A 14,057-nucleotide genomic window follows, 5' to 3' on the forward strand; every position below is an offset into this window, starting at 1 on the left:
CTTTTCAGAGGTCATCTTATGGTGTGCAGAGATTATATTTTGAAACGCTCAATCATGGTATGCAGCTTTTCCGATAGACTGGACAGGAAGCTCGCAGAGGCTCCGACCTCCTCCATGGCGGCCAGTTGTTCCTCGGATGCAGCGGACATCGTCTGAGCCCGCTCCACATTATGATTGGCGACCGCGACGATATCGTCTATTGACCCTACTAAATGCACAGAACGGTCAGAGAGCTCCTTTACGTTCAGAGCGACGCCCTCGATGGCTTCTGCGGTGTACGCGGCGGAAGATTCGATTTCCGTAAACGACTGACCCGCCATGCGTACAAGCTCATTGCTATGAAGCATTTCTTCCAAGGCTTCATCCATGGATATACCGCTAAGCTCCATTTGACGGACAATATGAGTAATTAAGCCTGTTATTTGGTTCGCTGATTCCACGGAGCGCTCTGCCAATTTGCGAATCGAGGCGGCGACAACGGCGAAGCCTCGCCCTTGTTCACCCGCACGAGCCGCTTCAATTGCAGCATTGAGGGCAAGCAGATTCGTTTCCGTAGAAATTTCGGTCATCATATCGAGGATGCTTTGAATTTCTTTGGAATGGCTGCCCAGCTCTTGAATGATGGTGGAGAGATGCTGTATTTTTTGCTCCATCACTTTCATCTGCCCCATGCTCAGCTGAACCGATTGACGGCCTTGCTGGGAAGCCTCGGAGGATTGCTGGGCCGACAGCGCGACAGCCTCCGCTCGGCGGCTAATTTCAGTAATGGCTGCTGACATATTCTTGATCACGGCCGAGCTGTCCGCCAAGCTTTGCAGCTGCTGTTCAGTGCCTTCTGTCAGCTTTTCTGTGATATCAGCAGCCTGCTCGCTCGCTTTGCCTGTCTGATCGGCACTGGCGGACAGCTGCTGGGATGAAGCGGCGACATGCATCGATGTTTCATTGACCTCGGCAATAAGCTGTCTCAAGCTTTGAGTCATGTTCCCGAAATCGCGGGCAAGCTGCGCTACTTCATCCTGGCTCCGGATGACAGGCGGCTGTACACTCAAATCTCCGGACGCCACTTTGTTCACTTGCATAGAAAGCTGCTCGATCGGCCGCATTATCCGGTGGATAAAGAAATAGACGCAGACAGCTCCCAGTAGAAAGACGGCGGCGCCAATCGCAAAAGGCAGCGTGATAATTTCCCAGGTGCGCTCGTGAATGATGGAAGCGTCAAAGTTAATAGTCATCAGTCCCACGATAGGCCCGGCAGGATCATGATTCAGGTAAATCGGCGCATAGCCTGACAATAATTCTACGCCGTCGTATGTATATACGTCACTGTAGACGGAATGCTTCATGTCTCTGATCATATCCTGATCCATCTTCGCTAAGTAAAAGGAATCTCCAGCGGAGTAACCGCGTTCCTGTAGGTATTTGTCAGCGGCCAATATTTTGCCGTCCAGGGACAGAATGAAGGCCTCCTTGAACAAGGATTTGTGATCTACAGTCCAGTTCAACTGCTCTTCGACGAGGGGCAGAACGGACAGATCGCCTCGCAGCAGCTGTTCGATCATTCGGGGATCCACTAGGCCTGTAGTAATATTGGCGCAGCCCAGCACCTCGATTCCAACTGACTTTTGGATTTGACGGTAGGCGGTTTGATAGCTAAATACGCCGATTACAGCCCCGATAACAAGAAGCAGGCTGATGATCGATAAAGTAATTTTTCGAGCTAATCCCATGCTGTTGTAGTTCTCCTATCATTAAATTGTATTATTGATATATATATTTATTATAAATCTGAAATGTTTGCTGAATAATAACGACGAGCCTCCAAATGTGTCAAAATATTGAGAATAAATTCACAAGGAGGGGCAAGCAATGTCAAATCAAGAAGAAAAGTGGCGCCTGTTTGTCGCTATTCCTCTGCCGAGCTCTGTTCAGGATCGGCTGCACGACTGGTGTCTTGGGCATCAAAATGACTTGAAGTTTCGGAAATGGGTGCATCCTGCGGACTATCACATCACCGTGCAGTTTCTTGGCGATACTTCGTCCGCTCAGGTACAGCCCATCCTGGAATCCCTTCGAAAGGCTGCGTCCGGAGTCGCGCCCTTTCGGCTCGAAGCAGCCGGGATCGGAGTCTTTGGACGCCCCTTGCAGCCCCGCGTGTTATGGAGCGGCGTTCAAGGAGAGCTGGGGGCTCTGCACCGTCTTCAGAGTCGGATCACCGCCGCGAATGCTGAATTGGGATACGTTCCCGAGGAGCGTCCGTATGCTCCCCATATTACGCTAGCCCGTAAATTCGCGGAGAATGAAAAACTGCGGGAGCCGCTGTTAAATAAAGGAATTTCCTTTGGAGATTGGACAAATGACACCATTTTGTTGTATCGTACTAGGGTAACCGTAAGTCCGATGTATGAGGTAGTAGGGATTGTATCTATGCAGAAATGAATCCCCAGTTTCTCCGTTATTTGTTGAATCTTTATAAGGAGAGCCTTCCCTTTCGGAAGGCTCTTTATGTCGAAATTTTTAGAGAGAAGGTATTCAAAACCTCTTTTTTCGGTTACATAGTTGAAAGAGTCATTTCAGAGATATTTGTAATTGTAGGAGGCCATATGTATATTTTCAGACAGAATCGTTACGTCACGCTTTTAATTAGTGCTATTCTAATTTGTTCAGGGTCGATTTCATTATTATGGGGTCGTATGGATAATAGTCCAAATCATGTTCGTTCAATACAGCTTTCGTCAAATAGTATGACCGTAATAAATCAGCAGGATCGTAATCATTCTGCCGTGAATATAAGCGCGTCCCTGGCTCAGGAGAGGCGTATTTATCGACCCGTTGTTCCTTTGATTTCCAGACTGCCGATGAAGAAGCAAGACGAATCTAAGAAGAACCAGCGTTATCAGCTCTTTTTCACACGCAATCTGATTGCAGCGGAGCAAGCCCTGCTGCAGGAGAAAGCGTTAAAGGCTGAGGCGGCTGCAGAAGCGTTAGAAGCAGTAGACATGTCTCATCCCCCCAACCAAATATACTTCACCCGTACAAAACTACTTAGCCAGGCAGACAAGGATCAGGCTACCTGGAACTACGCTTTGACGGATGAAGAGCTGCATCTCCTCCACAAAATTGTGATGGCAGAAGCAGAAGGTGAACCGTACGAAGGCAAAGTGGCTGTTGCCAACGTTGTCTTAAACCGGCTACGGTCCGCCAATTACCCCGACACGATTAAGAAAGTTATTTATCAGAAATCTCAATTTAGTCCTGTTCAGAACGGAAGAATGGATCGGGTTACTCCGAACGAGGATTCTATTCGTGCTGTAACGGAAGCTTTGCATGGGCGCAAGGAAGTATCCGATGACACTTATTATTTCCTGTCGCTATCTTTAGCCACCGATTTTACGATTGCTCATACGAAGAGTAAGTCGAAGGAAATCGGGAATCATACCTTCTATAAATAAGCATATTCCAGCTTGGCCTGAACGGAAGGCTTGCGCAGCAGGCTGATTACGTCTTTGGCGCAGCAATCCGGTTGATAAAGCGGGCTTACCTTGTCGTAAATCAGAGTGCTCTGCGACGGCTCGGTAATCGAATGGAACCATTGATCGATAAGCTCTGGTGAGGATAATTCCATACCGAATCCATGGCTGACGAAATATTCGCGGTTCTTCTCTTCCTGCCCGGGAATCGATTCAAAGAACAGCATAGGTATGCCCTTGGCCAGACCCTCGGTGCATGTCATGCCGCCGGGCTTGGTGATCAAGATATCGGAGGCGTCCATCCATTTGCTGACCTCTTGAGTATGGCCGATAACGGTGATGTTCTCATGCTGCATTGCCGGGCAAGCGCGCAGCTTCTCAGCCAGCTTCTCGTTGCTGCCGGTGCAGTAAACGATCTGCACCCTGTTGCGCCAGGCGACGAGCTTGTCGATAAGCTCTTCCTTGAACAGCAGCCCCCAACCGCCACCCATGACGAGTACAGTAGGCATTTGTTTAATGCCAAGCTCGCTTCTCGCCGAAGCCTTATCCTGGATGCTCCAGAAATTGGGGTGAACCGGTATTCCGGTAACGCGAACGGCGTCCGGACAGACTCCGCGCTGCAGGAGCAGTTCTTTGACCTCCGGCGTGGAGACCAGATATTGATCCACCTCGGGACTGATCCAGGAGCCATGCGCATCGTAGTCCGTGATCAGCGTAAATAGAGGTACGCGAAGGCCGGATGCTTTGAGCCTAGCGATAACGGCATTGGGAATCGGATGCGTGCAAATAATAACATCGGGCTTCAGCTGCCCAATCACTTGCGAGGCATGCTGATAGAACATTTTATGGAGAGCTAGTCGGGTTAATCGACCGACTGGCTTTTCGTATTTTTTGCGATAGAGCATTCCTACCAGTGCAGGGCTAGTATTGACGGTTACCCGATAAGCAGACAAAATCCACGGGGCGATTATCGGATTAAGGAATGAACCCAGCTCCATGACTTTCGTCTTTGTATCGGGATATAGCTTCTTTATCCCGGCGGCCAACGCATGACCGGCCTGAGTATGGCCATTGCCGAAACCCTCCGATAAAATCAGCACTCGTTTTTTGGACATGATATCACCTGCTTTAAGATTAGATCCGTCCCGTTCGGGGCGGTTTTGCTGTGTCCTTATAATCACAATGTTTTTAATACCTGGTTCTAGTTTATAAGGTTGCGATATGAAACAAAAGAGCCTGCAGACTGGTCGAAAGCTGGACTTAAGTCGGGGATAAAATGAATGAAATAAAAAAACTTGCAAAGAAAGAATCGAAGTGATAAAGTGAAAAATGACCAAATGACCAAAACGTACTTTTAGTCATTTTCTAATCTGTATTGATGAAAAGGAGGTGATGATCATGGCAGTAGACCGCAGGCAGCAGGTGATCGAGGCGGCAGAGAAATCCTTCGCCCTGTTCGGGTATAAGGCGACGACGATGGATCAGGTAGCCAAAATTGCGAATGTGGCGAAAGGAACGATCTATACTTTTTTTACGAATAAGGAAGAGCTCTTTGATGAAATCCTTCGCTCCGTCATATTGGATATGAAAAGGATCACCGAGACGGAGGTTCGTGAGGATAAATCCTTCTTTGAGAATGTTTACCATTCCATGGATTTGCTTCTGGAATTCAGGCGCGAGCATGAGCTGCTGATTAAGCTGTTCCAGGAGGTGCGTGATTTCGGGACACCGCAGGCCCGTGAAGGCTTGCAGCGGATCGAGGATGAGATTCTCAGCTACCTGGAGAGTAAAATTACGCTCGCCGCTCAGCGCGGAGAAATTCGCTCGCTGGATCCGAAAGTAGTCTCCTTCGTGATGTTCAAGCTGTACATTGCCCTCACCTCAGAATGGAATAAGCGTGAGGAGCCGCTAAGCAAAGAGCAGATCAAGGAATTCGTGCGGATTTTTCTATCGGGGGGCTTATCCCCGGAATGAGTTTAGAGAAACAGAAAGCGGATAGACAATAATAGATATATAGAATAGATATAGATATTTAAAGGAGAGAAGCTAAATGAAATCAATGTCGGTGTTTTTTAAGGATTTGGGAGCTTCTTTCAAAAAACCAAAAGTGATCATCCCAATACTGGTCGTCCTGTTCATACCTGTTCTGTACAGCGGAATGTTCCTGACGGCTTTCTGGGATCCCTACGGTAAAATGAACGAGCTTCCCGTTGCTGTAGTCAATCAGGATAACGGTGCCGAATATGAGGGGAAATCATTGCAGGTCGGTCAGGATTTAGTTGCCGAGCTGAAGAAAAATGATGACTTCTCCTGGAGATTCGTTACCCGCGAAGAAGCGGACAAAGGGATGAAGAATGACGAATATTATATGACGATCGTTATTCCGGAGGATTTTTCGTCCAAGGCAACGACCTTGATGGATGAGCATCCGCAGCCGGCGAAACTCGTTTTCGAGCCGAATGAAGGCTACAATTTCCTGGCTTCGCAAATCGGCGGAACCGCCGTGAAGGAAATTAAAGCAAAGGTATCAGCTCAAGTGACTGAAGCTTATACGGAAACGCTATTCGACCAGGTTGAGAAAATTTCAGGTGGCTTAAGCGATGCCGGCTCTGGAGCAAGCACGATCAATGACGGTGCTGTACAGCTGGATGAAGGCGCACTGAAGCTGAAGGAAAACCTGGCCAAGCTTGTTGAAGGCACGAATAAGCTGCAAAACGGCGTGGCACCGTTGGAGGAAGGAGCCGTAACTCTCAGCCAAGGAGCCAAAGAGCTTAAGGGCGGAGCCTCCAGCCTGGCCAGCGGCCTGAGCCAGTTGACTGCCGCACAGCAGCAGCTGGAGGCTGGCGCCGCCAAGGCCCATGAAGGCGGATTGCAGCTCCATACGGGTCTGCAGGCTTCTCTGCAAGGTGCCGAGAAGCTGCAGGCGGGTCTGGCCGCTGCTGAGCAAGGCAGCGCGAAGCTGCAAACGGGGCTCGAAGCCTCGCTCCAGGGCAGCGGCCAAGTGGCCGAAGGGGCCAAAGGCGTAGCTCAAGGCCTGGAGCAGCTTACGAAGGCGAGCTCCGATCTAGCTGCTAATCCGGAGGTGCAGAAGCTTCTTGCGGCAAGTAAAGCTGTGGCTGAAGGCAGCGAGCAGGTTGCCGCAGGCCAGCAAGAGCTGCTCCAGGGGGCGCGTGAATTGCACGGAGCCCAGGGACAGCTATTGCAGGGCAGCGAGCAGCTGGTGCAAGGCCAGCAGCAGCTCGCCGAGGGCGCAAGCCAGCTGACCAGCGGACAAGAGGAGCTGTCGAGCGGGCTGAAGCAATTCGGCGCGAAGCTGTCGGAAGCAGCGACTGGCGGGCAAAGCTTGGCCAGCGGTGCAGAGCAGCTTAGCGGAGGCGCCGAGAAGCTGCAAGGCGGCGTCGGCCAATTGTCCGGCGGCGTCAGTACGATCGCCAGCGGCTCCAAGCAGTTGAACAATGGGGCTGGCGAGCTTAAGAACGGCATGGATAAACTGGCTACGGGCTCCGAGGAGCTGGCGAGCAAGCTGAATGAAGCTGCGGAACAAACCTCCAATGTGAAGAAAAGCGATGAACTGGTCAATATGTACGCGCAGCCGATCGAAATCGAGGAGCATAAATTAAACGAGGTTCCGAACTACGGTACAGGCTTTTCTCCTTATTTCTTGTCTCTCGGTCTGTTTGTCGGAGCATTGATCTCTACGCTCGTTGTGCCGATCAGAGGCTCATCCGTAGCCGAGGCTACCGGGTGGAATCGATTTGTGAGCCGGACCCTCGCCTTTACGGGCATGAGCGTGATCCAAGCGATTCTGTCAGTCGCACTCGTGCTATACGTGCTTAAGCTTGAGGTGCAAAGCGTACCGATGTTCTATCTCTTTACTTTTGTAACCAGCTTATGCTTCATGTTCATAATTCAGGCTCTAGTCACCTGGCTGGATAATCCGGGACGATTCCTGGCTATCCTCATACTGATCTTCCAGCTGACGACGAGCGCCGGCACATTCCCATTAGAGCTTATTCCAGATTGGATGAAGGTTCTCAATCCACTGCTGCCGATGACTTACAGCGTTCTTGGCTATAAAGCCGTCATTTCCAGCGGGGAAATCGGGGTGGCTTGGCAGAACATCGGCATACTGGCCGGCTTTGGCCTCGTGTTCCTGGCTATAACCATGCTGTACTTCCTGCGCCGCGAGCATCGGCATGCTTCAAGCATTACACCCGTCGAGGCTTAAGCTGGACTGGGCAGCAATTAAAAATACAATCTCATCCTTTTTCAGATGAAAAGACAGCCCAAAGCGAGGGATTTACCCTGCTTCGGGCTGTGCTGCTTTTTTGGACTTTTTCTTGGGGCCTGCCGCCGGGATCAGTACGGTTGCTTGCTGCTCCATCTTGCTGGTGCCGTTCAGCAGGCCGCCTTCGATGATAATGAGCTTGGCTACCTGCACGTTGCCTTCAACGAGCCCGCTGCTTGTAATTGTCAGCCGCCCCTCCGAGGCGATGTCCCCGATGACTTTGCCGGCTACGATGATTTCTGAACCTTTGATATTCGAACGGGCTTCTCCAGTCTCCCCGATAATCACCTGCCCCTCGCATTGAATTTCCCCATGAAACGAACCCTCGATCCGCAGGCTTTTTTCGCACTCCAGCTTTCCTTCGGCAACGCTCCCCTGTCCAATCAATGTGCCTTGCCATCCGTTTGTTTTTTTCTGATCCTTGAACATATTTTATCCTCCGTTCATGAATGGGATGTATTATTGCAAATAGGGGAGCGGGTTAACCTTCTTGTCCCCCTTGACAATCTCAAAGTGCAAATGGGGGCCTGTGCTCCTGCCGGTATTGCCTAATTTTGCAATAGCTTGCCCCTTTTTTACGGTATCTCCTTCGGCAACCTGGATCTCGCTAAGATGCATATACCAGCTTTGCAGTCCATTCGGATGCTGAATGATAATGTATTTGCCCCGGGAACGATTGCTCTCGGCCGTAATGACTTTACCGGCTGCCGCAGCGTAAACCGGGTCTCCGACCTTGCCGGAAATATCGATCCCGGCATGAAAAGCGGCCTTCCCCGTAAACGGGTCGGTTCTGTACCCGAAGTTCGATGTAAGGCGGGTGGACAGCGTTGGCCATTCCGAAGGGGTTCCTGAAATGGAATACTGCGTTTGCTTGGCCTTTTGCAGCGTTGTGGGCACATTCTTCTCGATTTCATCCAGCATTGCGCTGATTTCCAGGAAATCGTCGCTCGTCTCCTGAGCCAAATTTTCAATTTCCTGATCATGTACGGCAATAAACTCGCCGCCTCGGCCTAGGGATTCGTCCCAGGATAGGGAGGACAGCTTGCCGGAATTGCTAGGACTTCCGTATTTATCTATAAAACTTTGCAGCTCGGCTTCAAGCTCGCTTACCCGCTCCATGCGATCCATCAATTCTTTGGATTGTCCGGATAGAGTAATGACTTGGCTTTGCAGCCGCTCGATCGCTGCATTCTTATCCGTGACGACAGCCTCAAACTTGAGGTTTTGCAGCTTCAGCGTGTCCTCCAAACGAGAAATGGTATTCTCCGACTGCATTTGCAGGCTGACAATCAGGCTGGAAATGGACAGCAGGGCGACGATCGGCACAGCAATCACAAACGGTTTCGATACCTGGATTTGCTTGACAGGCTGATTCGCTTCCCGCAGAACAAGCAGCGTCATGCGATGGGATAAACTAGCACTTCTCATGGCATCTCCTTCCCGTATACTTAATAGCTTCTATACTTTATCTATTCTCATGTCTCTTAAAACATGTCAAAAAAGTCATCTTGTCTCATATAGCTAATGATGTAAATGAACGTGGCCGAACGATGAATAAATTGGGAACGTCCTGGTCAATGCTGAGTGGAGGATGGTGAAGTGTATGGCGTGGTGGCTGGTTTTTATTTTGCTTGCATTTGTTTTTCAAATCGCTACGATTCTTATTCTGGAATTTCGTAATCCCAGCAAGGCGGTTGCCTGGATGCTTATTCTGTTCCTCTTCCCCGTCATTGGCTTCATACTGTATTACTTCGTGGCTCAGGACTACAAGAAGCGGCGTAAGCTGCGGCGCCGAGGCTCTAGGGTATTTCAGGAGATTCGGGCTAGACTTTGGCAGCAGGCTGCGGTTATAGACAGCATAGATGGAATGACCAATCCGGAATATCGTCATCAGGAAAGGCTATTCGGCCTGCTTACGCATATTTCGGAGAGCCCTATTACGGGCTGCAACGAAACGAAGGTGCTGACGGACGGAGAGAGGACTTTTGCCGCGATGCTGGCCGCGATGGAGCGAGCCCGGGATCATATCCATATGGAGTCTTACATTTTTCGCGCGGATGGTATAGGACATGGGTTTCAGGACGTGATGATACGGAAGGCGCGGGAAGGCGTAAAGGTCAGGCTGATTTGCGATGGGCTCGGCAGTTATCATTTAAAAAACACATTTGTAAAAGAACTTCGGGATAACGGCGTAGAAGTGCATTTTTTCCTGCCGCCGCTAATCGCCACGCTTGACCGGAGAGTCAACTACCGAAATCATCGAAAAATACTCGTTGTCGACGGGACGGTGGGCTTTGTCGGCGGGCTCAATGTCGGGGATGAATATTTGGGGCTGAGTGGGAAGCTGGGGTATTGGCGCGATACGCATTTGCAAATTCACGGTGATGCGGTGTATTTTTTGCAAAATGCCTTCCTGGGTGACTGGCGTCTGGCCTCAGGACAACGGATCAATCCCCCTGAGCTGTATCCCGTGCATCACTGTCAGGGCCATGAACAGGTGCAGATCCTCACCAGCGGCCCCGACCAGCATTGGGACGCGATTCAAGAAATGTGCTTCGGCGCGATTGCCGTCGCCAAACGGCGCATATGGATTACTTCGCCGTATTTCATTCCCGATCCAAGCGTATACAATGCGATAAAGACGGCTGCCGTCAGCGGGGTTGAGGTAAAAATTATTATTCCATATCATTCGGACGGCCGGATCGTCAAGCTGGCATCACTCTCTTATGTAGAGGAGCTGCTTCAATCCGGAGTGAAGTTCTATCAATATCAGAAGGGCTTTATTCATGCCAAGGTGATGATCGTGGATGATTTGCTCGCTACTGTCGGTACGGCGAATATGGATATGCGAAGCTTCTTCTATAATTTCGAGATGACGGCGATCCTGTTTGATCAGGCCCCGATCTCGCATTTATGCCGGGATTTCGTAAATGATCTCGGCGAGAGCAAGGAGATTGAGTTGAAGACATTTTCCCGTCGCCCGAGGCTGCAGAAAGGGCTGGAGCTGCTGTGCAGACTGCTCTCGCCGCTGCTCTGACGGCTAGTGTAGGAGCAGATTCCTGCTAGGATGCAGCGTTACTTGAGATGCTGCAAAATGAGCTGAACGGATTGCGGCGGAACCTTTGCGAGCAAATCCCCTTTCTGCTTGAGGCGTTCCCCGATATTGTGCAGATTGAAGTCGGAGGGCAGAGGATTGCTGCGGACCTCGTCCCAGGTTAGCGGTGTAGATACGCTAGCAGCAGGGCGAGCTCGCGGCGTATAGGGGGCGGCTAGCGTTTTTCCAGCATAATGCTGTAAATAGTCGAAGTAGATTTTGTCGCCGCGATCCTTCTTTAGCCGTTCGATGGTAAACAGCTCGGGATACTTCTCGGTGGTATAACGGGCTACGAAGTGCCCAATTCGCCGCAGCTCGTCAAACGTAACGCCGTATTCAATCGGTACGATGATTTGCACGCCGGTTGCCCCGGAGGTCTTCGGCACGGACTGAAGCCCCAGAGAGCTTAAAATATCTCCCACGTAGGCTGCGGCCTCCATAATGCGAGGCTCCTCTTCTTGCGAGGGATCCAGATCGATCATCCATTCGCAAGGCAGCTGCTCATTTACATAGTGCAGCGAAGGATGGAATTCGACGCACGCTAAATTGCCCAGCCACAGCAGCACCGGCAGGCTGTCCAATACGACGTAATCGACACCCTCGTGTACAGAAGTGCGTACAAATGCCGGCAGCGGCTCCGGCGCATTTTTCTGATAAAAAAATTTGCGCCCGACGCCATCCGGATAACGAATCGTGGTGAGCAGACGGTTTTGACAGTAACGCAGCAGATAGGGGGAAATTTCGGCCAGCTTCTCCAGGTACAGCTTCTTCGTAATTCCGGCCTCCGGCCACAGCAGCTTATCGGGATTCGATATGGTAATTTCCTCGCCATCTACGAGGATCGTGCCTTTCGTCGTTCTGGACATGGACATGCTCCTTGTCATCAAATTGATTTTTCTAACTAGCTTTTGACGGCATTTCGGATAAGCACCGATCCGATCGTCGCTTTTCTTTTAGGCTTACCCATTTTAGGTAAACTTAACACCACTACTAGCCGCCTCCCGTTCATAGAATGGAAGTATCACAGCATGGGCAGACTTGGGAAAAGAAGCTCTATGGCAGGACAAGAGCAGGCGGGAGGAATGAGGATGGAGTTGAAGCCGGTGGCTCCCTTTGAGCCGATACGGACGGAAGCCCTTCCGGTGGGGCCGGATTGGATTACGCAGGTAAAATGGGATGGGGTGCGAATACTCACCTATTATAATGGGAAGGATACACGGCTTATTAACCGCAAGGGCAATGAACGGAGCAAGCAGTATCCCGAATTCATGGATGTTCCCTCCTATTGCCGTGCGGATTCGGTCATTCTCGATGGCGAGATGATCGCCCTGGCTGGAGGCAGGCCCTCCTTTCATGAGGTGATGAGGCGGGACAGTCTGCGGCGTGAGCAGGAAATTCGCTTTGCCGTCAAACAGATTCCGGCGACCCATATGATTTTTGATGTGCTGTATTATAACGGAAATTGGGTAATCGACCGAACTCTCGCCGAGCGGCAGGAGCTCCTCCAAGACATTGTTGTGCCAAGCGGGCAGATTCAACTCGTTCCCAGCTACAGCGATGGAGAACGGCTGTTTGCCGTCATGAAAGAGCGGGGCTGGGAAGGAGTCGTCAGCAAGCGGCTGGACAGCACTTATGCCCTCGGCGGCAAAGACGGACGCTGGCAAAAGCTCAAGCTCGGCTATGATTTACAAGCGGTGATCGGCGGCGTGACATACCGGGAGGGCGTTATGAATGCCCTGCTTCTCGGCTTGTATGACGAGCATGGACAATTCGTATATATCGGGCATACGGGCAGCGGCAAGTTGAATCAAGAAGCCTGGCGCAGCTTGGCGAACCAAATCACCGCATTGGCGGTAAAGGATAGAACCTTTCACAACGTTCCTCAGCGGATCAAGGGAGCGGTCTGGGTTCAGCCGCTGCTCACGGTAAAGGTGCAATTCATGGAGTGGACTCCCGGCGGAACGATGCGTCATCCGGTATTGCAGGGGATGGCTGACATACCGCCGGAGAGCTGTACAGTTACGCAGAGCATGTAGCTTGGGGAATGGAGCGGAGAAGGACTGACTAGGAGATAGTCTTTTTCGCTTTGCTGGCCGCTCTCTTCTTCGGTTTGGGGGCGGCATCCTCTTTCGCCGAACCTTCCGCAGCATCGGCGTCTGCGGCCTGCTTCTTAGCTGCCGGTTTGCGCGTCCGTTTGGCGGGCCCGGGATCGGTTACGACAGGCTTGACGGCTTCAATGCTTGCCTGCAGGGCGGCCATGAGATCGATGACATTGCTCTGAGGCTTGGCCGGAGCAAGGCTGATCTCTTCGCCGGCAATCTTCTGCTCAATGAGATGCAGCAGGGATTCACGATAATCATCGTTATATTTTCCGGGCTCAAACGGCGTGGACAGCTGTTCGATCAGCAGCTTGGCCATGGTAAGCTCTTTATCGTTGACGTTCAAGTTCTCGGGCAGATTTGGCACCTGGGAGATCGGCCGAATTTCATCGGGATAGAAAATCGTCTCCACGGCCAGGCAGCCCTCCATGACCCGAATTGCCGCGAGGCTGCTCTTGGAACGAATCGCGATCTTGGCGATGCCGATTTTGCCGGATTGGCGCATCGCTTCCAGCAGCAGCTGGTAGGCGTTCGAACCTGCTTGGTCAGGAGAGAGGTAATATGTTTTCTGAAAATAAATCGGATCGATCTCCGTTAAATCCACGAAATCCAAAATGGTAATCGTCTTTTCGGTTTGGGACGACAGCTGCTCCAGCTCCTCTTTTTCAAACAGGACGTATTTGCCTTTCTCATACTCGTAGCCTCGGGAAATTTCCTCCCAGGTCGTATCCTTGTCACAGGTCGGACAACGTCTTACATAAGAAATCGGACTACCACAGGCAGTATGAATGTATTTCATGGAAATGTCTTTGTCTTCCGTAGCGGAGAACATTTTAACCGGGACATGCACGAGTCCAAAGCTGATCGCACCCTTCCAAACGGTATGCATTTGAGGCTTGCTCCTTTCCGTGTTCCATACTTGATTTTAGATGGCTTGGGTTATGATTATGGCATCATCTCTATCATAGTATGGTCCAATTTGGCTCCTCATAACCGGGAGTGCCTGGACTGAAGTTGTTGCGGCTCATGCGGCAGACCGATATAATGGGGACATACGTTTGAGCATTTAAGCAGGTCGCGGCAATGGCGTTAGTACAATGAAGCTTAAG

At 51.0% G+C, this 14,057-nt stretch carries 12 protein-coding genes; 6 read left to right on the forward strand and 6 right to left on the reverse strand.

The window, feature by feature from the left end; genetic code table 11:
* Positions 1-32: 32 nt before the first annotated feature.
* On the reverse strand, positions 33-1,727 hold the full coding sequence (locus ACE3MQ_RS17945; RefSeq protein ID WP_379395133.1) for a methyl-accepting chemotaxis protein: 1,695 nt from the start codon (positions 1,725-1,727) through the stop codon (positions 33-35).
* A 139-nt stretch (positions 1,728-1,866) separates the two neighbouring features.
* On the opposite strand from ACE3MQ_RS17945, the gene thpR reads away from it, so the two are divergent.
* Together thpR and ACE3MQ_RS17955 are read left to right on the forward strand one after the other, a co-directional pair.
* Complete coding sequence (thpR, locus tag ACE3MQ_RS17950; protein ID WP_379395135.1) at positions 1,867-2,436, forward strand: RNA 2',3'-cyclic phosphodiesterase; 570 nt, start codon at positions 1,867-1,869, stop codon at positions 2,434-2,436.
* Positions 2,437-2,690: 254 nt separating this feature from the next.
* On the forward strand, positions 2,691-3,449 hold the full coding sequence (locus ACE3MQ_RS17955; RefSeq protein ID WP_379395137.1) for a cell wall hydrolase: 759 nt from the start codon (positions 2,691-2,693) through the stop codon (positions 3,447-3,449).
* On the opposite strand, the gene ACE3MQ_RS17960 is transcribed toward ACE3MQ_RS17955, so the two are convergent.
* Positions 3,440-4,582 carry an MGDG synthase family glycosyltransferase gene (locus ACE3MQ_RS17960; protein WP_379395139.1) on the reverse strand — a complete coding sequence of 381 codons (1,143 nt, stop codon included), beginning with the start codon at positions 4,580-4,582 and terminating at the stop codon, positions 3,440-3,442. The genes ACE3MQ_RS17955 and ACE3MQ_RS17960 overlap by 10 nt on opposite strands.
* Before the next feature lie 283 nt (positions 4,583-4,865).
* Here ACE3MQ_RS17960 and ACE3MQ_RS17965 point away from each other — a divergent pair, with 283 nt between their 5' ends.
* Positions 4,866-5,441, forward strand: coding sequence for a TetR/AcrR family transcriptional regulator (locus ACE3MQ_RS17965; RefSeq protein WP_379395141.1), 576 nt, complete (start codon positions 4,866-4,868; stop codon positions 5,439-5,441).
* Between the two features lie 76 nt (positions 5,442-5,517).
* Positions 5,518-7,695 (forward strand): YhgE/Pip family protein, encoded by a 2,178-nt coding sequence (locus ACE3MQ_RS17970; protein ID WP_379395143.1) that lies wholly within the window; start codon positions 5,518-5,520, stop codon positions 7,693-7,695.
* A 72-nt stretch (positions 7,696-7,767) separates the two neighbouring features.
* On the opposite strand, the gene ACE3MQ_RS17975 is transcribed toward ACE3MQ_RS17970, so the two are convergent.
* Positions 7,768-8,184, reverse strand: coding sequence for a bactofilin family protein (locus ACE3MQ_RS17975; RefSeq protein ID WP_379395145.1), 417 nt, complete (start codon positions 8,182-8,184; stop codon positions 7,768-7,770).
* Between the two features lie 30 nt (positions 8,185-8,214).
* Positions 8,215-9,183 (reverse strand): M23 family metallopeptidase, encoded by a 969-nt coding sequence (locus ACE3MQ_RS17980; RefSeq protein ID WP_379395147.1) that lies wholly within the window; start codon positions 9,181-9,183, stop codon positions 8,215-8,217.
* Positions 9,184-9,358: 175 nt separating this feature from the next.
* Here ACE3MQ_RS17980 and cls point away from each other — a divergent pair, with 175 nt between their 5' ends.
* On the forward strand, positions 9,359-10,792 hold the full coding sequence (cls, locus tag ACE3MQ_RS17985; RefSeq protein WP_379395149.1) for a cardiolipin synthase: 1,434 nt from the start codon (positions 9,359-9,361) through the stop codon (positions 10,790-10,792).
* A gap of 38 nt (positions 10,793-10,830) precedes the next feature.
* Here the strand turns inward: cls and ligD are convergent, their stop codons facing one another.
* Complete coding sequence (gene ligD, locus ACE3MQ_RS17990; RefSeq protein ID WP_379395151.1) at positions 10,831-11,715, reverse strand: non-homologous end-joining DNA ligase; 885 nt, start codon at positions 11,713-11,715, stop codon at positions 10,831-10,833.
* Positions 11,716-11,937: 222 nt separating this feature from the next.
* Here ligD and ACE3MQ_RS17995 point away from each other — a divergent pair, with 222 nt between their 5' ends.
* Positions 11,938-12,885, forward strand: a complete 948-nt coding sequence (locus tag ACE3MQ_RS17995) for an ATP-dependent DNA ligase (protein ID WP_379395153.1) — start codon at positions 11,938-11,940, stop codon at positions 12,883-12,885.
* A 28-nt stretch (positions 12,886-12,913) separates the two neighbouring features.
* Here the strand turns inward: ACE3MQ_RS17995 and ku are convergent, their stop codons facing one another.
* The gene (ku, locus tag ACE3MQ_RS18000) at positions 12,914-13,837 is read right to left on the reverse strand and encodes a non-homologous end joining protein Ku (RefSeq protein ID WP_379395155.1); all 924 of its coding nucleotides are present in this window, start codon (positions 13,835-13,837) and stop codon (positions 12,914-12,916) included.
* Positions 13,838-14,057 lie beyond the last annotated feature (220 nt).

The organism is Paenibacillus lentus (assembly GCF_042714055.1).
GTDB lineage: Bacteria > Bacillota > Bacilli > Paenibacillales > Paenibacillaceae > Fontibacillus > Fontibacillus lentus_A.

Coding starts and splice junctions, on each gene's coding strand:
- ACE3MQ_RS17980 (WP_379395147.1), bottom strand. CDS start 9,183: ATGAGAAGTGCTAGTTTATCCCATCGCATGACGCTGCTTGTTCTGCGG.
- ku (WP_379395155.1), bottom strand. CDS start 13,837: ATGCATACCGTTTGGAAGGGTGCGATCAGCTTTGGACTCGTGCATGTC.
- ACE3MQ_RS17945 (WP_379395133.1), bottom strand. CDS start 1,727: ATGGGATTAGCTCGAAAAATTACTTTATCGATCATCAGCCTGCTTCTT.
- ACE3MQ_RS17995 (WP_379395153.1), top strand. CDS start 11,938: ATGGAGTTGAAGCCGGTGGCTCCCTTTGAGCCGATACGGACGGAAGCC.
- ACE3MQ_RS17970 (WP_379395143.1), top strand. CDS start 5,518: ATGAAATCAATGTCGGTGTTTTTTAAGGATTTGGGAGCTTCTTTCAAA.
- ACE3MQ_RS17960 (WP_379395139.1), bottom strand. CDS start 4,582: ATGTCCAAAAAACGAGTGCTGATTTTATCGGAGGGTTTCGGCAATGGC.
- ACE3MQ_RS17955 (WP_379395137.1), top strand. CDS start 2,691: ATGGATAATAGTCCAAATCATGTTCGTTCAATACAGCTTTCGTCAAAT.
- cls (WP_379395149.1), top strand. CDS start 9,359: ATGGCGTGGTGGCTGGTTTTTATTTTGCTTGCATTTGTTTTTCAAATC.
- ACE3MQ_RS17965 (WP_379395141.1), top strand. CDS start 4,866: ATGGCAGTAGACCGCAGGCAGCAGGTGATCGAGGCGGCAGAGAAATCC.
- thpR (WP_379395135.1), top strand. CDS start 1,867: ATGTCAAATCAAGAAGAAAAGTGGCGCCTGTTTGTCGCTATTCCTCTG.
- ACE3MQ_RS17975 (WP_379395145.1), bottom strand. CDS start 8,184: ATGTTCAAGGATCAGAAAAAAACAAACGGATGGCAAGGCACATTGATT.
- ligD (WP_379395151.1), bottom strand. CDS start 11,715: ATGTCCAGAACGACGAAAGGCACGATCCTCGTAGATGGCGAGGAAATT.